Consider the following 23,297-nt stretch of genomic DNA (forward strand, 5'->3'; position numbering starts at 1 on the left):
GGCCTCAGTCTGGCATCGCGGCCGGGCGGGGCCGCGGCGAGGCCCGGCCACCCGCCGCGACGCCGGTGTGCCGGGCGACTCGCCGGCGCCGGCGCGTGACGGGCGGGTGCCAAAGGTCCTACGCCGCCTTCTCCACCGCCCGCCGGCCGAACTGCGTGCGGTGCAGCTGGGCGTACCGGCCGCCGGTCGCGAGGAGTTGGTCGTGCGTGCCGCGCTCGACGATCCGGCCGCCCTCGACCACCAGGATCTGGTCGGCCGTGCGGACCGTGGACAGCCGGTGCGCGATCACGACGGCCGTCCTGCCCTCCAGCGCCTCCGCCAGGGCCTCCTGGACGGCCGCCTCGGAGGTGTTGTCGAGGTGGGCGGTGGCCTCGTCGAGGATGACGACGCGCTGGCGGGCCAGCAGCAGCCGGGCGATGGTCATGCGCTGGCGTTCGCCGCCGGAGAGCCGGTAGCCGCGTTCGCCGACCACGGTGTCGAGGCCGTCGGGCAGGGACCGTACGAGGTCGTCGAGGCGGGCCCGGCGCAGCGCGTCCCACAGGTCGGCCTCGGTGGCCTCGGGGCGGGCGAGCAGCAGGTTGGCCCGGACCGTGTCGTGGAAGAGGTGGCCGTCCTGGGTGACCATGCCGAGGGTGTCGCGCAGTGACCGGGCGCTGAGGTCGCGGACGTCGACGCCGCCGACGCGTACGGCGCCCGCGTCGGTGTCGTACAGGCGCGGGAGCAGCTGGGCGATGGTGGACTTGCCGGCGCCGGAGGAGCCGACGAGGGCGATCGTCTGGCCGGGTTCCGCGCGGAAGGAGACGCCGTGCAGGACCTCGGCCCCGCCCCGGGTGTCCAGGGAGGCGACCTCTTCGAGGGAGGCCAGCGAGACCTTGTCGGCGGAGGGGTAGCCGAAGCGGACGTCGTCGAACTCGACGGCGACCGGGCCGTCGGGGACCTCGCGGGCGTCCGGCTTCTCCTCGATCAGCGGCTGGAGGTCCAGTACCTCGAAGACCCGCTCGAAGCTGACGAGCGCGCTCATCACCTCCACACGGGCGCCGGCCAGGGCGGTGAGCGGCGCGTAGAGGCGGGTGAGGAGCAGGGCCAGCGCGACGACGGCGCCGGGGTCGAGGGTGCCGCGCAGGGCGAAGTAGCCGCCGAGTCCGTAGACGAGGGCGAGGGCCAGGGCGGAGACCAGGGTCAGTGCGGTGATGAAGGCGGCCTGGGCGGTCGCGGTGCGCACGCCGATGTCCGCGACGCGCCGGGCGCGGTCCGCGAACTCCTCCGACTCCTTCTCGGGGCGGCCGAACAGCTTGATCAGTGTGGCGCCGGGCGCCGAGAAGCGCTCGGTCATCCGGGTGCCCATCGCCGCGTTCAGGGCGGCGGCCTCGCGCTGCATGCGGGCCATGCGGCTGCCCATGCGCCGGGCGGGGACCACGAACACCGGCAGCAGGACCAGGGCGAGCAGGGTGATCTGCCAGGACAGGGTGAGCATGACGGCGAGGGTGAGCAGCAGCGTCACCAGGTTGCTGACGACGCCGGACAGGGTGTTGCTGAACGCCCGCTGCGCGCCGATGACGTCGTTGTTGAGACGGGAGACCAGCGCTCCCGTACGGGTGCGTGTGAAGAACGCGACCGGCATGCGCTGCACATGATCGAACACGGCCGTCCGCAGATCGAGGATGAGTCCCTCCCCGAGCGTCGCCGACAGCCTCCGGGAGAGGATGCCGAGTGCGGCCTCCACGACCGCGATGAGCGCGATCAGCAGGGCCAGGCGGACGACGGTGCCCTCGTCGCCGCCCGACACGATCGCGTCCACGACGCGCCCGGCCAGCACGGGGGTGGCGACGGCGAGCAGCGCGGTCACGATGCCGAGCAGCACGAACCAGGCGATGCGGCGGCGGTGCGGACGGGCGAAGCCGCCGATGCGGCGAAGGGTCGCGCGGGCGAAGGGACGGCGTTCCTGCTCGGCGTTCATCACGCTGTGCAGCTGGGTCCAGGCTGTGGTCTCCATGCTCATACGGCAAAAACTAGAACCTCGATCAACCTTGAGGTCAAGGACCGGCCGCCGGCCGGCCGTAAGGCTCCGTCCGTGCCCGCGTCGTCCGCAGTTGGCGCGGCACGGGGAAGGTCTGGTGATGTGACAGCGGTACACCTCCCCGAGCGCCCCCGTCGCCCCGGCTCCCGTCCGGGACGCCTGCTCCGGCTCCCCCGGTTGTCCCGGCTCTCCCGCCGCGTCCCGGTCCGCCCGCTCCTCTGCGTCCTTCCGCTGCTGCTGGTCGCCGTGGTCGCGGTGCGGCACAGGGCCGTGCTCGCCGAGGGCTTCGGCCATCTGGCCACCGCCGAGTGGACCTGGCTGCTGGCCGCGGCCGGCGCGACCTGTCTGACCTGGGTCGCCGCCGCCTGCACCCGGCAGGGCGCCGTCGTCGAACGGCTGCCCGGACGGCGGCTGCTCGCCGTGCAGTTCGCGGCGGGTGCGGCCAATCATCTGCTGCCCACGGGCCTGGGTGCGAGCGCGGTGAACCTGCGGTTCATGACGGTGTGCGGGCTGCCGCTCGCCCGTTCGTCGGCCGCCCTCGCGCTGTATCTGCTGGCCGAGAGCGTCGGCCGCCTCGCGCTGCTGGGTGCGCTGCTGATCGCCTTCCCCGGGGCGCTGCGGCTCGGCACGCTGGTGCCGGAGGGGGCGGCCGGTCCGCTACTGCTCGTCGCGGCCGTGGTGCCGGTCGTGGCGGCGGGCGTCCTGGTGCTGGTACGGCGGCTGCGCACGGCCGTGGTCTCCTTCCTGCGCACGGCGCTCGGCGAGGCCCGCTCGGTGCACACCCGCCCGGCCCGGGCGCTGGCGTTGTGGGGAGGTGCGCTGACCTTCCCCGCGCTGCAGGCCACCGGACTGGTCCTGGTCGGGCGGGCGCTGGGGCTGCCGGTGCCCGCGGGGCACATGGCGGTGGCGTACCTGGCGGCGACGGTCGCCGTCGCGCTGGTGCCCACGCCGGGCGGCCTCGGCTCGGTCGAGGCGGCGCTGGTCGTGGCCCTGGTGGCGGTGGGCGGTCCGGCGGCCGTGGCGACGGCGGTGGTCCTCGCCTACCGGATCATCACCGTGTGGCTGCCGCTGGCGCCGGGCGCGCTGACGCTGGCCGCGCTGGTCCGGCTGAGGGTGATCTGAGGGCGGGCGGCGCGGGGTCGGCACGACCGGTGGCGTGCCGGCCGGCGTCGCCCGGGCCGATGGCCGAGGAACCGTGCGGCGGTACGGCCGCGCCGGCGCGGGCACGGCAGGGTGCGGCCCGGTTCGCCGCGGGTGCCGCCGCCCGCGCACCGGACGGCGAGGGACGGGCCGCCGCGGTGGGGGGCACCGGTCGCACGAGGCTGCGGGAAAAGGGGACAGAGGCGGAACCTCCGCCTCTATAGTGGCCGCCGACCACCGCGACTCCTGGACCGCCGCCCTGGGGAGGCTGTTTGTTACCGCACCCTTGCGTCCGGCCCGTTCCGCCCCCCGGAGCGGACGGGTGAGGTCCGCCGGCGGAGCACGCCCCGCCTACGATCCCGCCGGTCACGACGGCGCGTTGCGCGCCGCCCTGCAGGAACTGCGCGCAGGACGCTGGATGTCGATGCGGACCCTGCTCGAACAGACCACGACCTGGTGGCAGTGGACGCAGCGCACACAGGTCCTGGCGGCCGCGGCCGCCGGTACCGACGTGGTGCGGGCCTGGCGCGCGGAGGAGCCGCACAGTGTCGCGGCCGCGGTGATGCACGCCCGCGTCGCCGTGGAGCGTGCGCTGCGGGCGCACCGGGAGGACCACCGCCGCACACGCGAACTGTGGCGGGAGGGCTGGCACGCGAGCGACACGGCGACGCGTGTCGCGCCGCACGACCCGGTGCCGTGGGTGTGCCTGCTGGCGCTGGCCCGGCTGGACGGGGAGCGGCACTGGGCGCAGCACCGGGTCGCGCCGCCGGAGCCGATGCTGCCGCCGGGTCCGTGGGGTCTGCTCGCGCAGGCCGCCGAGCGGGATCCGTACAACCGCGAGGCGCACCACCGCATGCTGCAGTTCCTGTACCCGCGGGATGCCTCGGGGCGGCTCGCCGGGGCGGCGGGGTTCGCGCAGTGGGCCGCCGGATCGGCTCCGCCGGGCTCGGCGCTGCACGTTCTCCCGCTGTACGTGCGGGTCGAGCGCTACCGCCGCTCGGGCGGGCGCGACGCCGCCCTGGATCTGCACTGGGTGTCCGAGGACGCCACCCGCGAGGCGGACCAGGCGTTCCACTCCTGGTTCACGCTCACCCACCGCGCCGAACGCTCCCTGCTGGACCTCAATCACCTGGCCCACGCCCTGTGGGGCGCCCTCCGCTTCCGGGAGGCCGCCCAGGTGTTCGATGCGCTCGGTCCGTACTGCACCCCGCTCCCCTGGGCCTGCCGCGCACCCGGCGCGAACGGTCCCGACCGGGCGGTGGAGGTCTTCCTCCAGGCCCGGACGCGCAGCCGGTCGGCCGCCCGTGAAGGCGGCCGACGTCCCTGACCCCCCACACCGCCCGGAGGCTCTCGCATGCCACCCACCCCCGACCCGTCCGGTACGACCGACGAGGAGCAGCGCCTGCGCGAACTCGGCTACCGGCCGGTGCTGGCCCGCCGGATGGGCGGATTCGGCAACTTCGCCATCAGTTTCTCGGTGATCTCCATCCTGTCCGGCTGCATGACCCTGTACGGCTTCGGTCTGGGCACCGGCGGCCCCGCGGTGATGCTGTGGGGCTGGGCGGGCGTCGGCCTGTTCGTGCTGTGCGTGGGGCTCGCGCTGGCGGAGGTCACCAGCGCGTACCCGACCTCCGGCGCCCTGTACTACATGGCCGACCGGCTCGGGGGCCGCCGCTGGGGCTGGTACACCGGCTGGCTCAACCTGCTGGGCCTGCTCGGCGCGATCGCCGGGATCGACTACGGGGCCGCCCTGTTCACCGGCGCTTTCCTGAACCTCCAGTGGGGCTTCGAGCCGACGCCGGAGAAGACGATGCTGATATTCGTCGTGATCCTGCTGCTGCACGCCGTGCTCAACCTCTTCGGGGTGCGGCTGGTCAGTGTGCTCAACTCGGTCAGCGTGTGGTGGCACCTGGCGGGCGTGGCCCTGATCGTCGGCGCGCTGGTGATCGTCCCGGACGAGCACCGGTCGCCGTCGTTCGTGTTCACGGAGTTCGTCAACGACACCGGCTGGGAGAGCCCGCTGTACGTGGCCGCGATCGGCCTGCTGCTCGCGCAGTACACCTTCTCCGGGTACGACGCCTCCGCCCATCTGTCCGAGGAGACCTCGAACGCCTCGGTGTCGGCGGCGCGCGGCATCGTGCGGGCCATCTGGGTGTCGTGGCTGGCCGGCTTCGTGCTGCTGGCCGGGCTGACCTTCGCCATCCAGGACTACGACGCCACGCGCAACACCGAGACCGGGGTGCCGCCCGCGCAGATCCTGCTGGACGGCCTGGGCACGGACGGCGCGAGCGCGCTGCTGCTTGTGGTGATCGTCGCCCAGTTGTTCTGCGGCAACGCCGAGGTCGCGGCCGCCAGCCGGATGGTGTTCGCGTTCAGCCGGGACGGGGCCCTGCCCGGCTCCGCCCTGTGGCGCAAGGTCTCGGCCCGCACCCAGACGCCGGTGGCCGCCGTGTGGCTGTCCGTGGCGGTCGCCTGTGTCCTGGCCCTGCCGTCCCTGTACTCGGCGACGGCGTACGGCGCGGTCACCGCGATCAACGTCATCGGCATCACGCCCGCGTACGCCATCCCGGTGCTGCTGCGGCTGCGGGCGGGTGACCGGTTCACGCCGGGCCCGTGGAACCTGGGCCGGTGGAGCAGGCCGGTCGGCTGGACGGCGGTGGTGTGGGTGGCGTTCGTCACCGTGCTCTTCTGTCTGCCGCAGTCGTCGCCGGTGACGGCCGGCACGATGAACTACGCCGCGGTCGCCCTCGTCGTCGTACTGGTGCTGGCCACGGTGTGGTGGTTCGTCGCCCGCCGTTCGTACGGGACGCCCACGACCGCCGCGTACGGCGACGACCGGGATCAGGCCGAACTGGCCGAAGGCATCGTCTGAGACACCCCGCCGGTACGGACCGCCGCGCCCGATGCGGCAGGATGAGCGGTCGCGCCGGTCGAACTGTCTTGCGGGCCGGCGCGATCGCACATCCCGGAATCGAACAGGTGACGACGTGACGAGACTTCACATCCGGCCGTCGGCGAGGGCCTTCGCCGCAGTCGCACTTCCCGGAGGTGACCGGTGACCCGCGACCTCACCGTGGACGACCTGGTGCTCGCCGGCATCGCGCTGGCCGCCGGCCTGCTGGGCGCGTTCCTGCTGCGCATGCTGCTGCGCTGGCTGGCTGGGCACGCCAAGCGCACGCGCTGGAGCGGCGACGACGTGATCGTGGACGCCCTGCGCTCGATCGTGCCGTGGGCCGCGGTCGTGGGCGGCGCGGCGAGCGCGGCGGCGGCGCTGCCGCTGACGAGAACGGTGCAGCACAACGTCAACCAGGTGCTGACCGTCCTGCTGATCTTCGTGGCGACGGTGTCGGCGGCGCGGGTGATCGCCGGACTGGTGCGGACGGTGACGACGTCCCGCTCCGGGGTCGCCGCGTCGGCCACGATCTTCGTCAACATCACCCGGATCCTGGTGCTGGCGATCGGCTTCCTGGTGGTCCTGCAGACGCTGGGCATCTCCATAGCGCCACTGCTCACCGCGCTCGGCGTCGGCGGCCTGGCGGTCGCCCTGGCCCTGCAGGACACGCTCGCCAACCTCTTCGCCGGCATCCACATCCTGGCCTCGAAGACCGTGCAGCCCGGTGACTACATCCAGCTCGACAGCGGCGAGGACGGGTACGTCGAGGACATCAACTGGCGGCAGACCACCGTCCGCGACCTGTCCAACAACCTGATCGTGATCCCGAACGGCCAGCTCGCGAAGTCGAACATGACGAACTTCATGCGGCCCGAGCAGCAGCTGACCATCATGGTCCAGGTCGGCGTCGCCTACGACAGCGACCTGGACCACGTGGAGCAGGTCACGACCGAGGTGGTCGCCGAGGTGATGACCGAGATCACCGGCGCGGTGCCGGACCACGAGCCGGCCGTGCGCTTCCACACCTTCGGCGACTCCCGGATCGGGTTCACCGTGATCCTGGGCGTCGGCGAGTTCAGCGACCAGTACCGGATCAAGCACGAGTTCATCAAGCGCCTGCACCGGCGGTACCGCGAGGAGGGCATCCGCATCCCGGCGCCCACCCGGACGGTGGCGTTGCAGCAGGGGACCGTGGTGATCCCGCCGCAGCGGACGGGCGAGGACGTCGTCCCGTCCCCCTGATCGATCGGTCGTTCGACAGGGGTCGGGCGGCCGGCCGTCCGGAATCTCCGCGCGACCCCTGTCGAGCCGAGGTCGATCACGAGATATCTTGATGTCGAGCAATGTTGCAGACGTGGAGCGGAGCACCCGGTGACTGACTCGACCATCATCTATACGCACACTGACGAGGCCCCGGCCCTGGCGACGTATTCCTTCCTGCCGGTCATCCGGGCGTACGCCTCGCAGGCCGGTGTCTCCGTGGAGACGCGGGACATCTCGCTGGCCGGGCGCATCATCGCCGTGTTCCCGGAGTACCTGACCGAGGACCAGCGCATCCCGGACGCCCTCGCCGAGCTCGGTGAGCTGGCGAAGACGCCCGCCGCCAACATCATCAAGCTGCCGAACATCTCGGCGTCGATCCCGCAGCTCAAGGCCGCCGTCGCCGAGCTGCAGGGCCAGGGCTACGCGCTGCCGGACTACCCGGACGACCCCAAGACCGACGAGGAGCGCGAGATCCGCGCCCGCTACGACAAGGTCAAGGGCTCCGCGGTCAACCCGGTCCTGCGCGAGGGCAACTCCGACCGCCGCGCCCCGGCGTCGGTGAAGAACTACGCCAAGACCCACCCGCACCGCATGGGCGCCTGGACCGCCGAGTCCAAGACCAATGTGGCGACCATGGGCGTGGACGACTTCCGCTCCACCGAGAAGTCCGTGGTGATCGCCGAGGACGGCGCGCTGCGCATCGAGCTGAAGGGCGACGACGGCTCCACCACCGTCCTGCGCGAGTCGGTGCCGGTGAAGAAGGGCGAGGTCGTCGACGCCTCCGTGATGCGCGTCGCCGCGCTGCGCGAGTTCCTCACGGCGCAGGTCGCCCGCGCCAAGGCCGAGGGCGTCCTGTACTCGGTGCACCTGAAGGCGACGATGATGAAGGTCTCCGACCCGATCATCTTCGGCCACGTGGTCCGTGCCTTCTTCCCGAAGACCTTCGCGAAGTACGGCGAGACGCTCGCCAAGGCCGGCCTGACCCCGAACGACGGTCTGGGCGGCATCTACAAGGGCCTGGAGAGCCTGCCGGAGGGTGCCGAGATCAAGGCCTCCTTCGACGCCGAGCTGGCCGAGGGCCCGGAGCTGGCGATGGTCGACTCCGACAAGGGCATCACCAACCTGCACGTCCCCTCGGACGTCATCATCGACGCCTCCATGCCCGCCATGATCCGCACCTCCGGCCACATGTGGGGCCCGGACGGCCAGGAGCACGACACCCTCGCGGTCATCCCGGACTCCTCCTACGCCGGCGTGTACCAGGCCGTCATCGACGACTGCCGCGCCAACGGCGCCTACGACCCGTCGACCATGGGCTCCGTCCCGAACGTCGGCCTCATGGCGCAGAAGGCCGAGGAGTACGGCAGCCACGACAAGACCTTCGAGATCCCGGTGACCGGCACCGTCCGCCTGGTCGACCAGGCCGGCAACGCCGTCATCGAGCAGACCGTGTCCGCCGGCGACATCTTCCGCGCCTGCCAGACCAAGGACGCCCCGATCCGCGACTGGGTGAAGCTGGCCGTCACCCGCGCCCGCGCCACCGGCGACCCGGCCGTGTTCTGGCTGGACGAGGGCCGCGCCCACGACGCCAACCTGATCGCCAAGGTGAAGCAGTACCTGCCGGAGCACGACACCGAGGGCCTGGACATCAGGATCCTCTCCCCGGTCGAGGCGACCAAGCTGTCGGTGGAGCGCATCCGCCGCGGCGAGAACACCATCTCGGTGACCGGCAACGTGCTGCGTGACTACCTCACCGACCTCTTCCCGATCCTGGAGCTGGGCACCAGCGCCAAGATGCTGTCGGTCGTCCCGCTGATGGCGGGCGGCGGCCTGTTCGAGACGGGCGCCGGCGGCTCCGCGCCGAAGCACGTCCAGCAGCTGGTCAAGGAGAACTACCTGCGCTGGGACTCCCTGGGTGAGTTCTTCGCCCTGGTGCCGTCCCTGGAGCAGTACGCCGAGGCCACGGGCAACACCCGCGCCAAGGTCCTCGCCGACACCCTCGACCGCGCCACGGCGACCTTCCTCAACGAGGACAAGTCCCCGACCCGGCGCGTCGGCGGCATCGACAACCGCGGCAGCCACTTCTACCTGTCCCTGTACTGGGCGCAGGAGCTGGCGGCGCAGACCGACGACGCGGACCTGGCCAAGGCCTTCGCCCCGCTCGCCGAGACGCTCGCCGCCAACGAGCAGAAGATCGTGGACGAGCTGATCGCCGTCCAGGGCAAGCCGGCCGAGATCGGCGGCTACTACCAGCCCGACCCGGCCAAGGCGGCCGAGGTCATGCGCCCGTCGGCCACCTGGAACGAGGCGCTGGCGTCCCTCGCCTGATCCGAGGGGCCTGCGCAGGCACCCCCGTCTCCGCTCCGGCGGAGGCGGGGGTGCCCGTCTCTCACCAGTCCCGGGTGGCGATCAGCTCCTCCGGATCGGCGTCCGGAAAGCCGTACGCCCGGGCCACGAACCAGAAGTCCTCGCCGATCAGCTCCCGGGCCACGGTCCCGAGCTCGCTGCCGGCCGCGTCGAACTCGTCCTCCAGCGCGTTGAACTCCTCGGTCGCGGCGTGGGTCAGCGCGTACAGCGCCGCCACATCGGCGGGGCGTTCCGCCTCGATGCGCTCGCACAGCCGCAGCAGGATCTCCCTGGCCCGGTCCACGACGTGGTCCGGGTAGTACCCGTCCTCGTACATCCCCCGCAGGAACGGATGTGCGGCTGCCTGCTGGTTGGTGATCGGCACGATGTCTCCCGCTCTCGTCGTCCGGGTCCCCCGGCATCCGGACGTGATCCTGCCGCACCCCACTGACAACGCCCCTGGAGCAGCCCATGACCGACGGCCCGCAGTCCTTCGACGTCCTCCCCGGCGACCGGCACTCCCCCGTGATCCTCCACGTGCCGCACTCCTCGCGGGAGATACCGCCCGCCGTCCGCTCGGGCATCGTCCTCGACGACGACGAACTCCGGCGGGAGCTCGACCACATCACCGACTCGCACACGGCGGAGATCGCCGAGGAGGCGGCCGGTCTGGCCGGTGTGACGCCGTGGCGGTTCGTCAACCGGACGTCCCGGCTGGTCGTCGACCCGGAGCGGTTCCCGGACGAGCGGGAGGAGATGACGGCCGTCGGGATGGGCGCCGTGTACACGCGGACCACGCACCGTGCCGTCCTGCGCCCCGACGACACCGACCCGGAGCCTCTGATCGAGCGGTACTTCCGGCCGTACGCCCGGGCGATGACCGAGGCCGTCGCCGACCGGCTCACCGCCACCGGCCGGGCCGTGATCATCGACGTGCACTCCTACCCCACCGAACGGCTGCCCTACGAACTGCACGGCGAGGGCCCGCGCCCGCCGGTCTGCCTGGGCACCGACTCCTTCCACACGCCGCCCGCGCTGCTCGCCGCGGCCCGCGAGGCGTTCGCCCCGTGCGGGGAGACGGGGCTGGACAGCCCGTTCAGCGGGGCGTACGTGCCGCTGGAGTTCTACGGGAAGCGGAGCGAGGTCCGTGCGCTGATGGTGGAGATCCGCCGGGACACCTACATGACGGAGCCGGGCGGCCCGGCCGGGCCCGGCCTGTCCCGCCTCGCCGCGTCCCTGGCGACGCTCGTCGACGCCGTCTCGGGCTGAACCCCGGCCGGAGCGCTCCCGCGCGCCAGGGGACGGCGACGAGGGCCGGGTACGGCGCCTCGACCGGCGGGCCCGCGCCCGGCCCCGGAGGACGTCGGCCTGCACGACACGCGCATCGCGTCGGCGACCTGGGGGACGCTCCCGCCCGGGTCCGCCCGGAGCGGGTGCCGACCCGCATCGGCCCGTCGGCAACGGACATCGCCATGGCACCGGTGCCGCGCTCAGCGGACGCGGACCGGATTCCTCATCGACGGACGGCCGGAGGCCGCGGGCGTGCGCTCCCCACCGGACAGCGGCCCGGCGCGCAAGACCGCGGGCCGCGACCCCGGACCCTGCCGTGCGCGCCCGACGGGCCCGGCCGGGCGGGGCGTCAGGCGCGCAGCCACTCCGTGACGACCAGGTCCTCGCCGGTGCGCAGCCGCAGGGCGAACGGGCCGGCGGGCGGCGCGTCGCCGGTGAACCGGCCCATGTCGTCCGCCGTGAGCCGCGCGTGGGCCCGCGGGCCGCTCAGCACGTCGATCCGGGCCGGCCCCGGCGGCAGCAGCTGGCCGATCAGGCCCTCGGCGGTCACCTCCACGTCCACCGTCACCTCGCCCGCGCGGAACGTCAGCATCCGCGGCGGGTCCGTCTCTCCCCTGACCGGGATGGCGTCGACCAGCGAGTCGAACGTCAGCTCCGCGATCCGGGCGTCCACGTCGCGCAGGGCGTACGCCTCGACGGCGATCTGCCGCAGCCCGGCCGGTACCGGGTCCAGGATCGCGGCGGCCTGCCGCAGTTCCTCCTCCAGCAGCCCGGTGTCCCACTCCTCGTCCGAGAAGGCCCCCTCGGCGAAGTCGTCGTCGTCGAAACCGTCGTCGTGCGTACCGTTCACAGCGTCCCCCGTGCCTCTAGCCGGGCCCGCAGCCTGCGCAGACAGCGCTGGCGCGTCGGCCCGATGCTGCCCACCGCGATACCCAGCGCGGCGGACACCTCCTGATAGCTGGGTGGCGGTGACGCGATCAGTACCCGCAGCAGCTGCCGGCACCGCTCCCCCAGTTCCTCGAACTCCTGCCACAGCCGCCTCACGCGCTCGGTCTGCGCGGCGGCCTCCTCCGAGTCGAGCACCGACTCCTCCGGCGTACGGTCCTCGCTGACCCGGTCGAGCAGCTGCGGGTCGTCCGTCGGCGTCCACCGCCGCGCCGCCCTGAGCAGCTTCAGGCACTCGTGCCGTGCCGTGCTCGCCAGCCAGGAGCCGGCCTTCTCCGGTTCGCGGATCCGCTGCAGGTGCTGGGCGAACCGGAACCAGGCGGTCTGGTAGACCTCGTGCGCGTCCGCGTCCGACAGCCCGTGCGCGCGCACGACGGACCACACCAGCGGTCCCAGCCCGTCCACCAGCGCCTTCCAGGCCGCCGCGTCCCCGTCGGCGGCGGACAGGACGAGCGCCCCGACATCTCCACGGTCCACGGCCCCACCCCTCGTGTACGACTCGTCATCGTACGCCGTGGAGGGGGCGGTTCCGCCCCGCATTCCCCCGCTCACGTCCCCGGGGCCGGAGGGTCCACGGACACCGGGCGCCAGGTCGGCGGGAGCAGCGCCGGCACGTGCGCCCCGCGGACCTCCGCGTACTCGGTGTTCGCGGCGAGCAGCTGGGACCGGGCCGCGCGCGGGTCGGTCTCCCCCTTCGCCGTCATGTGCTGGGCCACCAGGCCGGCGACCACCGGCGTGGCGAACGAGGTGCCGCTCCACTGCGCGTGCCCCTCGAACATCACCTGGTCCGGCTTGGCGGGCGCCTCGCCCGGCTCGCTCAGCACTCCGGTGTGCCGGGGGTACTGGCAGGTGCAGGCGTAGCCGAAGCCGTACCGGCAGGCGTCGTAGGTGGAGTGCTGGTACACGTACGGCACGGGCGTGCCGAAGCCGGTGAGGGCGCTGGTCAGGCGCTCGCCGGGGGCGTAGACCTTGACCCAGCCGCCGTGGTTGCTGAAGCAGGCGCCGAACTCGCCGTCGGCGCGCAGCGCGCCGACCGACAGCACGGCGTCCTCCCAGCCGGGCAGGTCGGCGTAGGCGGCGGGCCAGAAGGGCGTCGCGCTGGCGTTGTTGCCGGCGGCGGCGACGAGCAGGGTGCGCTGTTCGCGCAGCTCCTCCATGAAGGCCTGCACGCCGAGCAGGCCGTCGGTGCGGCCGTTGGAGGTGCCGGCGGAGAGGCTGATGACGTCGGGCCAGCCGTCCCGGTCGACGGCCTCGAACAGCTTCTCGCCGAACTCCGATTCCAGGATGGCTCCGGCGTCGTTGAGCGTGTTCCGCACGACGAGGTCGGTGTTGGGGGCGACGGCGGCGAGCAGTCCGGCGATGAAGGTGCCGTGGCCGACGTACTGCTGGAGGATCCCGTCGTCGTCGCACTCGCGGATCTGGGCGTCGCCCTCGGTGTGCGCCAGCAGCGGGTAGGAGCGGTAGTCGCGCATGAGGCCGGTGTCGATGACGAGGACGCCGACGGCGGTGTCGGCGTCGTACGCGGTCTCGGCGGCGGCCGGGTTCGGCGGCTCGGTCGGCGGTACGGGCACGGGCTCGTCGCCGGGGCAGGCGTTGACGGCGATGGACACCACGTGGTTGCGGCTGATCAGGCGGCGGCCGGCGCGTCCCTCCGCCGTGCGCAGGGAGCGCAGGGCGTGCGCGACGGTGGGGTCGCCGCTGCGGTCGCCCTCGCCGGGGTCGCCGACCCGGATGCGGGTGATGCCCGTGCGGTTGGTCTCGGGGCTCGCCCGGCGCACGTGGTCCGGCGTCAGGCCGGCGAACGTGGTGAAGTGCTCCCGCACGGTGTCCTCGACCAGGCGCGCCTCCTCGCCGTCGCGGGCGAGGACGACTCCCTTCTCGTAGAAGAACTCGGCGGAGTCGTCCGGGCCCATCGCCAGCGGGACGTCGGGCATCGAGCGCTGGATCTGGTCGAACTGCTCGCGGAATCTCTGTGGTGCCATGGCGTGTCCTCACTGAGGCGGCGGTCGTGGCGACGGTCGTCAATCAGAGTCCGAGGGTGACTGATTGATACAGACTCGAACCTGTGGGGCGTGGTTCCGGACCACTACCATCCGTGGGGTGACAGCGGGAAACGACTCGGTTCTCCAACTGCTGCCGATGGTGTTCGCCGCCCCCAACGAGGCTCTGGCACGGGCGGAAGCGGTGCTCGCCGCCGATCCGTCGCCGCTGCACGCCTCCGTCGCCCACCAGGTGATCGGCATCTGGCAGCGGGACTTCGGCGACATGCGGCGGGCCCTGGCCCATCTGCGGCGCGCCCGCGATCTCGCGGCCCGCGCGGACTCGGCCGAGCGGGAGGCGGACGTGCTCGCCACGCTCGGGGTGGCGCTGGTGCACAGCGGCCGCACCCGGGACGGTCTCGCGGCGTTCGAGCAGGGCGTGGCGCGCGGCACGGGGCACACCCGTGCGCGGGTGCTGTACCGGCGGGCGTACGTCTGGTGGGTGCTGGGCCGGCACGGTGAGGCGCTGGAGGACGTACGGCGCGCGATTCCGGTGCTGCGGCAGGCGGAGGACGTGATCTGGACGGCGCGGGCGCTGACGCTGCGGGCCACGGTGCATCTGGCGCTCGGCGCGGTGGAGCGGGCGGACGCCGACTTCACCGCGGCGGAGGCGCTGTGGGACACGACGGGCCAGGAGCACGACAAGGCCGACGCGGTGGAGAGCCGGGGGCTGGCCGCGTTCCGGTCCGGTGACGTGCCGGCGGCGCTGCGGCTGCTCGACGAGGCGGAGGAGCGGTACGCCAAGCTGGGCACCCCGACGTTCATGCTGACCATCCGGCGCTGCGAGGTGCTGATGGCGGCGGGGCTGGCGCCGGAGGCGCTGGCCGAGGCGGACGCGGCGATCGCCGCGCTGGACGGCATCGGCGGGCAGTCCACCCGCAAAGCGGAGCTGCTGCTGGTCGCGGCGCGGGCGGCCCGGCTGGCGGGTGACGCGCAGACCGCCGTCGCGCGCGCGGCCGTCGCGGTGCGGCTGTTCGCGGGGCAGCGGCGCACCTGGTACGAGACGCACGCCCGGCTGGTGCTGATCGAGGCGCGGGTCGCCGCCGGGCGCGGGTCGGGACGGCTGGTCGCGGACGCGGCGGCGGTGGCGGAGAAGCTGGCGTCGTTCGGGGCGCCGGCGGCGCCGGAGGCGTCGCTGCTGGCGGGGCGGATCGCGCTGGGCCTGGGCTGGACGGCGGACGCGGAGCGGCATCTGGCGGTCGCCGCGCGCAGCCGGCACGGCGGGCCGCCGCTGGCGCGGCTGACGGGCTGGGCGGCGCAGGCGCTGCGGGCGCGGGCGGCCGGGTCGACGCGGGGTGTGCTGGAGGCGTGCCGGCGGGGGCTGGACGTACTCGACGACCACCGGATGACGCTGGGCGCCTCGGAGCTGCGGGCGCGGGCCACCGAGCAGGGCGCGGAGCTGGCGGGGCTGGCGCAGCGGGCGAGTCTGGTGTCGGGCGGGCCGCGGCGGCTGCTGGTGTGGAGCGAGCGCTGGCGGGCGACGGTGCTGTCGGCGCCGCCGACCCGGCCGCCGGCCGATCCGGTGCTGCTGAGCGCCATGACAGCGTTCCGGGAGATCGCCGCCCGCGCGGAGGAGGCCCGGACGGACGGCGGCCGGCCCGTCCCGGCCCTGGAACGGGAACAGCGGCGCCTGGAGCGGGAGATCCGCTCGCGCACCCTGCACATGCGGGGCGAGGCGCCCGGCGACGGGGACCGGTTCGACGTCGGGCGGCTGCTGGAGCGGCTGGGCGACGGCGTACGGCTGGTGGAACTGGCCGTGCTCGACGGGCGGGTGCATGTGCTGCTGTGCGGGCAGGGACGGGTACGGCGGTTCGAGGCCGGGCTGCTGGCGGAGGCCGAGCGCGAGGCGGAGCACGTGCAGGCCGGGCTGCGGCGGCTGGCGCACCCGGGTGCGGAGGCCCGGCTTCCGGTGGTGGAGGCGGCGGGTGTGCGCCTGCAGGAACTGCTGTTTGGTCCCGCGGCGGCGCACCTGGGCTCCGGCCCGGTCGTGGTCGTCCCGCCGGGGCGGCTGCACCGGGTGCCGTGGGCGCTGCTGCCCGCGCTGCGGGACCGGGTGTTCAGCGTGTCCCCGTCGGCGAGCAGCTGGCTGCGGGCCCGGGAGACCGCGCCGCCGCCCGGCGGCCGGCACGTGCTGGTACGGGGGCCGGGCCTGGCGAGCGGTGGCGCGGAGGTCCCCGAACTCGCCGCCCGGTACGGCGGCCCGTCAGGCCGGCCCGGCCCCGGTCCCGGCTACGCCGGCCCACCGGGCAGCACGGGGCCACGGACGCCGGCGGGCACCGACCAGCCCGGACCACCGGCCGCACCGCCGCACGACCGGCCCGGCTACGCCGGCACACCGAGCGGCACGGGGCCACGTCCACCGGAGGGCACCGAACGGCCCGAGTACGCCGGCACGCCAGCCGACACCGGACCACGTCCACCGGAGGCCACCGGTCGGCCCGGATCACCGGCCGCACCGCGGCACAACCAGCCCGAGTACGCCGGCACACCGGGCGGCACCGGAGCACGGACGCCGGCAGGCAGCGACCGGCCCGGGCCGCCGGCCCCCCGGGGTGGCGCACGGTCCGGGGCGGCCGGCGGGCCTGTCGTGCCGGGGTCCAGTGGGCGGGGCGGGCAGGCCGGCGGGGCGGACCGCGAAGCGGCGCAGGGGCCGGCGGCCGGTGACGGCGGCGCGGAGGCTGCTGCTCCGGCAGGCGGTCGTGTCGGCGGGCCGGTCGTGCTGGAGGGGGACGACGCGCGGGTGCCGCGGGTGCTGGAGGAGCTGGACGGGGCCGCGCTGGCGCACATCGCGGCGCACGGCACCTTCCGTGCGGACAGCCCCCTGTTCTCGTCGCTGCGGATGGCCGACGGGCCGCTGATCGTGCACGACTTCGAGCGGCTGGACCGCAGCCCGTACCGCATCATCCTCTCCTGCTGCGACACCGCCCGGTTCGCGTCCGTCGGCGCGGACGAGCTGCTCGGGCTGGTCACGGCGCTGCTGCCGCTGGGCACCGCCGGGGTGGTGGCGTGCAGCGCGCCCGTCAACGACGCGGCGGTCGTGCCGCTGATGCTCGCGCTGCACAAGGGGCTGGACGCCGGCCTGTCCCTGGCGGAGGCGCTGCGCGACGCGCGGGCCGCGCTGCCGGGCGACGCGACGCATCAGGCGACGGGGTGGGCGTTCTCAGCGTTCGGAGCGGCCTGATGCGTCATCAGGCCGGTTGCGTCTCGGGCAGTTCCACCAGCCACGGCAGGGCTCCCCGGTCACCGGTGCCCAGCCGGGTGTAGGCGCTGTAGAGGTGGTTGCCGACGGTGCGGACGGACAGGGTGAGGCGTTCGGCGATCTGCCGGTTGCTCAGGCCCGCCGCGGCGAGCGTGACGATCTGCCGCTGACGGGCGGTGAGTTCGCCGAGCACCAGGCCGGACAGGGCCGGGGTGCGGGCGCCCTCGCAGCGCCGGGCGAGGGCGACGGCGCGGGTCCGGGAGACACGAGCGGCACGCGGATCCCGGTGGGCGCGGACGGCCTGGGCGTGCGCCTCCGCCGCGAACAGCAGGAAGCCGCGTCGCTCCAGCTCTTCGGCCACCCGGTCCAGCCCGGGCCCGTCCCCGCGGGCCAGGGCGTCGGCGTGGGCGGCGAAGACGCCGGTGAGCCGGCCGGCCGCCCGCTCGGGGACGCCGAACCGCACGGCGTCGTAGGGATCACCGGACTCGACCGCCAGCACGGCCGCCCAACCGAGATCACCGCGCGCTACGGCACCCCACGCGACCGCGGTACCGCCGCGGGGCGCGAGCGGCTGCCCACCACCGGGTCCGGCGTCCGAGCCGGAACCGACACGAGCGGCGCCCGACGCGCCGTCGAGTTGACCGGCACCCCGCGCGGGACCGCCAAAGGCGGCGCCCGACACAGAACCGACGAGAACGGCGTCCGGATCGGGACCGGCAGGACCGGCGCCCGGCGCGGCGCCGGCGAGAACGGCCGCCGGCCCGACGCCGGCAGGGACCGCGCCCGACTCGGGGCCGACGCGGCCGACACCCGAGGCGGGAACGACACGCGCAGCGTCCGGCGCCGGATCGACGAGGCCGGCGTCCGGCGCAGGGCCGGCAAGGGCGGTCTTCTGCGTGGGACCGACAACGGCGCTGTCTGCGCACGCGTTCGGCGTCTCGCTCGGCCGGGCGGTGGTGGGGCCGTCCCCGGGCGTCGCGCCGGACGGCGGCACCTCACCCGACCGGGCCATGGCGAAGCCGTTCCCGGGCGTCGCGCCGGACAGCGGCACCTCACCCGACCGGGCCATGGCGAAGCCGTCCCCGGGCGTCGCGCCGGACGGCGGCCTCTCGGTCGGCCAGGCCATGGTGGAGCCGACCCCGGGTGTCTCCCCGGAGCGTGGTGTCTCGCCCTGCTGGGCCGTGGCGAGGATGAGTTCGGTCAGGCAGGCCGGGTCCGTGGTGGTTTCGCGCAGGCCCTCGCGGGCCCAGGCCGCGGCCTCGCGGAGCCGGCCGCGCAGGCGGGCGAGCCGGGCGCGTACGGCCGCGTACCCGGCGGGGACCGGCGCGCCCTCCGCCACGAGCCAGTCCCCCACGGGCGTCTCGGGCGCCCGTACGTCGGCCTGCTCGATGCGCCGGGCGAGCGCGGCCGTCTCCGCCGCCAGGGCCGAGGCACACCGGTCGGGTGTGCGGGCCAGGCGCCGGGCCCGCAGCCTGCCGGCCGCGGCCCGCAGCACGGGGCCGTGCAGGGGGTGTGCGAGGCGGGCGGCACCCTGGTCGTCGACGTGCACCAGTCCCTCGGACTCCAGCTGCTCCAGGGTCCGTACGTCGAGTTCGTCCACGTCCAGGGACAGGGGCTCGGCGAAGGCGAGGCGATCCAGCGTCTCGCGTTCCCCGGGACGCCCGCGGTCGAGGACGTGCGCGGTGCGTTCGCGCACCGTCACCGTCAGCGGCACCGGGCCCCGCCAGGCCCGCTCGCCGGTGTCCGGGACGGTCGCGAGCAGCCCCTGCCCGCGCACGGCGGCCAGCAGCTCGCGCAGCAGCCGCAGGTCTCCCCCGCACAGGCGGTGCAGCCGGTCGGCGGTGAGCGGTTCCAGGCCCCCGCCGGCGCCCGCCGTGAGCAACCGGGCGGTCTCCTCCGGGGGCAGCGGCTCCAGGGCGAGCCGGGGCAGCAGTTCGCCGGTCCACAGCCTGCCGATCGCGCCGGGCACCCGGGCGCCGTCCGTGGCGACGACCAGCAGCCGGGTGCGGCCCTGCACGGCGAGCTGGTGCACGAGCGCGGCGGAGGCGTCGTCGAGCAGGTGCGCGTCGTCCACCAGCAGCAGCCGTACGCCGGAGAGCAACTGCACGGCGCGGTGCAGGGTGACCGACTCGGGCAGCAGGTGGGCGAACGCGGCGAAGGCGATCCCCCGCGTCCCGGGTGTCCCCGCCACCCGGGCGCAGTCCGTGCCGCGGACGGCCTCCACCACCAGTCTGGTCTTGCCGCAGCCCGCGGGTCCCGTCACCACGATGCCGTTCCGTCCGGCGGTCACCGACCGGCGCACCAGCTCCAGTTCGTCCTCGCGCCCGGTGAACGGCCAGGGCGTATCGGGCGTCCGCGCGTCCCGTTCGTCAATCGTCACGGAAACAAGAGCCCGGATACTCATCCCTGATACAGGGTGACTTGAGTAGCCCCCGACTCAGGTGCCCGGGCGCTGCCCGGGGGCAGTCTGGGGGCCATGACCGCACGCTACTGCTCGCTCGCGCAGCAGCCTGCCCCCGCGCTTCCGCCGGGGCTGGCCGCCGAGCGGCTCGCCGCGCTCGTGGGCGGGCGGCGGATGTGGGTCAACGGCACGGTGCTGCACTACTGCTTCTTCGACGGCGACGCCGACGCGTCGGTCATCCCGGTACCGGGAACCGGTCAGCTGCGGCGGGTGTCGTGGGTCGGCGCCGAGGAGCAGCGGGACGTGGTGCGCGACTGCTTCCGGGAGTGGGCCGACCTGGGGATCGGGCTCGTCTTCACCGAGGTCGGCGACCGTTCGGAGGCCGAGCTGCGCATCGGGTTCCAGGCCGGCGACGGCTCCTGGTCGGCGGTGGGCAAGGACGCGCTGCGGATCGGTGTGAACGACCGCACCATGAACTTCGGCTGGGACCTGACCGCGCCCGGGGAGCGCGCGACGGCCCTGCACGAGATCGGGCACGCGCTCGGCATGCTCCACGAGCACCAGAGCCCGTTCGCCGGCATCCACTGGGACGACGAGGCCGTGTACGCCGAACTGGCGGGCCCGCCGAACCACTGGAGCCGCGAGCGGACGTTCCACAACATACTGCGCAAACTGGACTCCGACGAGGTCAACGGCGCGGTCTGGGACCCGCAGTCGATCATGGAGTACCCGTTCCCGTCGGGGCTGATCCTGGAGCCGGAGCACTACCGATCGGGCCTGCACCCGGCCGGCACCCTCTCGGCCGCCGACAAGGAGTTCGTGCTGCGCTGGTACCCGCCGGCCGACCGGCCGGGGCCGCTGCTGCCGTTCCGCTCGGTGCCGCTCGGTCTCGGCCCGGGCGAGCAGGCGGACTTCCGTGTCGACCCGCCGGAGACCCGGGAGTACACCGTGGGAACCTTCGGCGACAGCGACGCCGTCGTCGTGGTCTTCGAGGAGCGGGACGGGGAGCCGCGCTACCTCGCGGGCCAGGACGACGGGGGCACCCCGCGCAACGCCAGGATCCGCGCACGGCTCGTCAAGGGCCGCCGCTACGTCGTCCGGGTCCGCCTGTACTCCTGCTGGGGTCCGGGCGAGACGGCCGTCATGTGCTGGTGACGGCGGCGGGCGGCACCTGCGCACACAGACCAGTCCGGCGCCGGGGGAAATGGCCGGGATCCGTCACCTTCGGGGGAGGGAGACGGGTCCCGGCCGCACCGGCGCGGCCGGGGACGCCGGGGGGTGTCACACGCGGGCGGGTTCCCCGGTGACCGGTGACTCCGGGCGGACCGGCCCCCACGCGAAGGGCGGGTCCGGGATGCCGTGCCGCAGCACCGGGGCCACCTCGGACTGGAACAGCTCCAGGGACCGGCGGTGTTCGGTGTCGGTGAGCCCGTCGGCGTCGGCGTGCAGGTGCAGCACGGTGTGCCCGAACCGCTCGTGGTAGCGGTGCACCTTCTCGACGACCTCCTGCGGACTGCCGATCAGCGCCGAGCTGCGCTCGACGAAGTCCTCCAGGGTCTCGAAGACGACGGGCAGGCCGGTCGCGCGCTGGAAGGCGAGGTTGCTCTCGAAGACCGGACGGTACGTCTCCCGGGCCTGCTGCGAGGTGCGGGCCACGTACAGGCCCGCCGTGCCCGCGCCGATCGCGATGTCCGCCGGGTCGTGCCCGTAGTGCTCCCAGCGCTCGCGGTAGTGCCGTATCAGCTCGGCGTACGGCTCGACCGGGTGGGTGACGTTGGCCGAGAACAGCGGGTCGCCGTAGCGGGCGGCGAGGTCGACGGACTGCTTGCTGGTGGCGCTGCCGTGCCAGACGCGGACCGGCTGCTGGTAGGGCCGCGGCCACACCTCGGCGTCGGTCAGTTCGGGCCGGAAGCGGGTGCGGGCGGTGACCTTGTCCTGCCTCCAGAGCCGCCGGAAGACCTCGTAGCTCTCGGCGTTGCGGTCCCACTGGTCCTCGGGCGTGACGTGGAACAGCTCGCGCTGGGCGGTGCCGTTGCCCTTGCCGATGATCAGCTCCAGGCGTCCGCCGGAGAGGTGGTCGAGGGTGGCGTAGTCCTCGTAGGCGCGGACCGGGTCGAGCAGGCTCAGCGTCGTCACGGCGGTGAACAGCCGGATGCTGCGGGTGAGCGCGGCGATGTGGCCGAGGACGACCGGGGGCGAGGAGGAGATGAAGGGGCGTTCGTGCCGCTCCCCCACGCCGAAGCCGTCGAAGCCGAGTTCCTCCGCGAGCACGGCGTTGCCGAGGACCTCGCGGAAGCGCTCGTGGGTGCTCTTGCGCACGCCGGTGACCGGGTCCGGGCGGTGCACGATCAGGGTGATGGCGAGGAACTTCACGACGCCGCCCGCTCGTTGCCGCGCGCCGCGTCCGGGTGGGCGAGGCCGAGGTGGTCGCGCAGGGTCGTGCCCTCGTAGTCGGCGCGGAAGACGCCCCGTTCCTGGAGCAGCGGGACGACCTTGTCGGCGAACTCGTCGAGGCCGGTGGGGGTGATGTGCGGGACGAGGATGAAGCCGTCGGCGGCGTCGGCCTGCACGAAGTCGTCGATGGTCCGGGCGACGGTGGCCGGGGAGCCGACGAAGGTCTGGCGGTTGCCGGTGTGGATGACCAGGTCCCGGATGGACCAGTTGTTGGCCTCGGCCAGCGCGCGCCACTCGCGGGCGGTGGCCAGCGGGTCGCGGTACATCCGTACCTGGGCCCGGCCGCGCGCGATGTGCTCCTCGCCGACGTCCGGGTCGATGTCGGGCAGCGGGCCGTCGGGGTCGTAGGAGGACAGGTCCCGGTTCCAGACGAACTCCAGGTGCTTGAGGGCGGTGGCGCCGCTGACCTGCTGCCGCCGTACCTCGCGTGCCTGCTCCTCCGCCTCGGCGTCGGTGTCGCCGAGCACGAAGGTCGCGGCGGGCAGGATCAGCAGTTCGTCGGGGCGGCGGCCGTACTTGGCGAGCCGCCTCTTGACGTCCCGGTGGAAGGCCTGGCCCTCCTTCAGGGTGGCGTGCCGGCTGAAGATGGCGTCCGCGTCGGCGGCGGCGAACTCGCGGCCCTCCTCGGAGTCCCCGGCCTGGAAGATCACCGGGCGGCCCTGCGGGGAGCGGGGGACGTCGAAGCGGCCGTGGATGTCGAAGTGCCGTCCGCGGTGGACGAAGGCACCGGCCTTGGCGTCGCTCAGGAAGGTGCCGGTGACCGGGTCGGCGACGATCTCGTCGCCGCGCCAGGAGTCGAACAGCTCGTTCGCCGTGGCCAGGAACTCCCGGGCGCGGGAGTAGCGCTCCTCCTGCGGCAGGAAGCCGCCGCGGCGGAAGTTCTCCCCGGTGAAGGCGTCCCAGGAGGTGACGACGTTCCAGGCGGAGCGTCCGCCGGAGAGGTGGTCGAGGCTCGCGAACTGGCGGGCCACCTCGTAGGGCTCGTTGAAGGTGGAGTTGATGGTGCCGGTCAGGCCGAGCCGGTCGGTGACGGCGGCGAGCGCCGCGAGGACGGTGAAGGTGTCGGGGCGGCCGACGACGTCCAGGTCGTAGATCTGCCCGCCCTGTTCGCGGAGCCTGAGTCCCTCGGCGAGGAACAGGAAGTCGAACTTGGCGCGTTCGGCGGTGCGTGCGAAGTGCGCGAACGAGGCGAACTCGATGTGGCTGCCGGCCCTCGGGTCGCTCCACACGGTGGTGTTGTTGACGCCGGGGAAGTGCGCGGCCAGGTGGATCTGCTTCAGCGGCTTGGTCATGGTGGTGGCGTCCTCCGG

Annotated in this window: 16 protein-coding genes; 8 read left to right on the forward strand and 8 right to left on the reverse strand. The window is 74.0% G+C overall.

Translation table 11 applies throughout. The features are described from left to right. Positions 1 to 118: 118 nt before the first annotated feature. On the reverse strand, positions 119 to 1,993 hold the full coding sequence (locus H0H10_RS07300; protein WP_188180017.1) for an ABC transporter ATP-binding protein: 1,875 nt from the start codon (positions 1,991 to 1,993) through the stop codon (positions 119 to 121). A 201-nt stretch (positions 1,994 to 2,194) separates the two neighbouring features. Between H0H10_RS07300 and H0H10_RS07305 the strand changes: the two genes are divergently transcribed. The 5 genes from H0H10_RS07305 (at position 2,195) to H0H10_RS07325 (ending at position 9,641) form a co-directional block, all read left to right on the forward strand. Then, a complete protein-coding gene (locus H0H10_RS07305; protein ID WP_223179516.1) occupies positions 2,195 to 3,139 on the forward strand; it encodes a lysylphosphatidylglycerol synthase transmembrane domain-containing protein in 945 nt (314 codons plus the stop codon). Positions 3,140 to 3,479: 340 nt separating this feature from the next. After that, complete coding sequence (locus H0H10_RS07310) at positions 3,480 to 4,484, forward strand: hypothetical protein (RefSeq protein ID WP_188180019.1); 1,005 nt, start codon at positions 3,480 to 3,482, stop codon at positions 4,482 to 4,484. Positions 4,485 to 4,511: 27 nt separating this feature from the next. Next, complete coding sequence (locus tag H0H10_RS07315) at positions 4,512 to 6,029, forward strand: amino acid permease (protein WP_188180020.1); 1,518 nt, start codon at positions 4,512 to 4,514, stop codon at positions 6,027 to 6,029. Between the two features lie 183 nt (positions 6,030 to 6,212). Continuing rightward, a complete protein-coding gene (locus tag H0H10_RS07320; protein ID WP_188180021.1) occupies positions 6,213 to 7,292 on the forward strand; it encodes a mechanosensitive ion channel family protein in 1,080 nt (359 codons plus the stop codon). A 129-nt stretch (positions 7,293 to 7,421) separates the two neighbouring features. Continuing rightward, on the forward strand, positions 7,422 to 9,641 hold the full coding sequence (locus H0H10_RS07325; protein ID WP_188180022.1) for an NADP-dependent isocitrate dehydrogenase: 2,220 nt from the start codon (positions 7,422 to 7,424) through the stop codon (positions 9,639 to 9,641). A gap of 61 nt (positions 9,642 to 9,702) precedes the next feature. On the opposite strand, the gene H0H10_RS07330 is transcribed toward H0H10_RS07325, so the two are convergent. Beyond that, the gene (locus tag H0H10_RS07330; RefSeq protein ID WP_188180023.1) at positions 9,703 to 10,044 is read right to left on the reverse strand and encodes a DUF5713 family protein; all 342 of its coding nucleotides are present in this window, start codon (positions 10,042 to 10,044) and stop codon (positions 9,703 to 9,705) included. Positions 10,045 to 10,130: 86 nt separating this feature from the next. Here H0H10_RS07330 and H0H10_RS07335 point away from each other — a divergent pair, with 86 nt between their 5' ends. Continuing rightward, positions 10,131 to 10,928, forward strand: a complete 798-nt coding sequence (locus H0H10_RS07335) for an N-formylglutamate amidohydrolase (protein ID WP_188180024.1) — start codon at positions 10,131 to 10,133, stop codon at positions 10,926 to 10,928. A 370-nt stretch (positions 10,929 to 11,298) separates the two neighbouring features. On the opposite strand, the gene H0H10_RS07340 is transcribed toward H0H10_RS07335, so the two are convergent. From H0H10_RS07340 to H0H10_RS07350, 3 genes are read right to left on the reverse strand one after another with little or no spacing between them, the layout of a single operon-like run. Further along, a complete protein-coding gene (locus H0H10_RS07340) occupies positions 11,299 to 11,799 on the reverse strand; it encodes a hypothetical protein (protein WP_188180025.1) in 501 nt (166 codons plus the stop codon). Continuing rightward, positions 11,796 to 12,434, reverse strand: coding sequence for an RNA polymerase sigma factor (locus tag H0H10_RS07345; RefSeq protein ID WP_188180026.1), 639 nt, complete (start codon positions 12,432 to 12,434; stop codon positions 11,796 to 11,798). The genes H0H10_RS07340 and H0H10_RS07345 overlap by 4 nt, the downstream gene beginning before the upstream one ends. Positions 12,435 to 12,442: 8 nt before the next feature. Beyond that, entirely contained in the window at positions 12,443 to 13,876 is a 1,434-nt protein-coding gene (locus tag H0H10_RS07350) for a S8/S53 family peptidase (RefSeq protein WP_188180027.1), read from the reverse strand. A gap of 157 nt (positions 13,877 to 14,033) precedes the next feature. On the opposite strand from H0H10_RS07350, the gene H0H10_RS07355 reads away from it, so the two are divergent. Continuing rightward, on the forward strand, positions 14,034 to 17,114 hold the full coding sequence (locus H0H10_RS07355; RefSeq protein ID WP_223179522.1) for a CHAT domain-containing protein: 3,081 nt from the start codon (positions 14,034 to 14,036) through the stop codon (positions 17,112 to 17,114). A 7-nt stretch (positions 17,115 to 17,121) separates the two neighbouring features. On the opposite strand, the gene H0H10_RS39675 is transcribed toward H0H10_RS07355, so the two are convergent. Next, positions 17,122 to 19,512 carry a LuxR C-terminal-related transcriptional regulator gene (locus H0H10_RS39675; protein ID WP_373566818.1) on the reverse strand — a complete coding sequence of 797 codons (2,391 nt, stop codon included), beginning with the start codon at positions 19,510 to 19,512 and terminating at the stop codon, positions 17,122 to 17,124. Between the two features lie 96 nt (positions 19,513 to 19,608). On the opposite strand from H0H10_RS39675, the gene absR1 reads away from it, so the two are divergent. Next, the gene (absR1, locus tag H0H10_RS07370; RefSeq protein ID WP_188180029.1) at positions 19,609 to 20,688 is read left to right on the forward strand and encodes a beta-glucuronidase AbsR1; all 1,080 of its coding nucleotides are present in this window, start codon (positions 19,609 to 19,611) and stop codon (positions 20,686 to 20,688) included. Between the two features lie 126 nt (positions 20,689 to 20,814). Here the strand turns inward: absR1 and H0H10_RS07375 are convergent, their stop codons facing one another. Further along, complete coding sequence (locus tag H0H10_RS07375; RefSeq protein ID WP_188180030.1) at positions 20,815 to 21,906, reverse strand: LLM class flavin-dependent oxidoreductase; 1,092 nt, start codon at positions 21,904 to 21,906, stop codon at positions 20,815 to 20,817. Continuing rightward, entirely contained in the window at positions 21,903 to 23,279 is a 1,377-nt protein-coding gene (locus H0H10_RS07380) for an NtaA/DmoA family FMN-dependent monooxygenase (RefSeq protein WP_188180031.1), read from the reverse strand. Before H0H10_RS07380 ends, H0H10_RS07375 begins: the two co-directional genes overlap by 4 nt. Positions 23,280 to 23,297 lie beyond the last annotated feature (18 nt).

The organism is Streptomyces griseicoloratus, from assembly GCF_014534645.1.
Taxonomy (GTDB): Bacteria; Actinomycetota; Actinomycetes; order Streptomycetales; family Streptomycetaceae; genus Streptomyces; species Streptomyces griseicoloratus.

Bases quoted from the DNA above. Each gene is read 5' to 3' on its own strand.
- H0H10_RS07315 (WP_188180020.1), top strand. From the start codon at position 4,512: ATGCCACCCACCCCCGACCCGTCCGGTACGACCGACGAGGAGCAGCGC.
- H0H10_RS07380 (WP_188180031.1), bottom strand. From the start codon at position 23,279: ATGACCAAGCCGCTGAAGCAGATCCACCTGGCCGCGCACTTCCCCGGC.
- H0H10_RS07335 (WP_188180024.1), top strand. From the start codon at position 10,131: ATGACCGACGGCCCGCAGTCCTTCGACGTCCTCCCCGGCGACCGGCAC.
- absR1 (WP_188180029.1), top strand. From the start codon at position 19,609: ATGACCGCACGCTACTGCTCGCTCGCGCAGCAGCCTGCCCCCGCGCTT.
- H0H10_RS07355 (WP_223179522.1), top strand. From the start codon at position 14,034: ATGGTGTTCGCCGCCCCCAACGAGGCTCTGGCACGGGCGGAAGCGGTG.
- H0H10_RS07300 (WP_188180017.1), bottom strand. From the start codon at position 1,993: ATGGAGACCACAGCCTGGACCCAGCTGCACAGCGTGATGAACGCCGAG.
- H0H10_RS07350 (WP_188180027.1), bottom strand. From the start codon at position 13,876: ATGGCACCACAGAGATTCCGCGAGCAGTTCGACCAGATCCAGCGCTCG.
- H0H10_RS07345 (WP_188180026.1), bottom strand. From the start codon at position 12,434: ATGCGGGGCGGAACCGCCCCCTCCACGGCGTACGATGACGAGTCGTAC.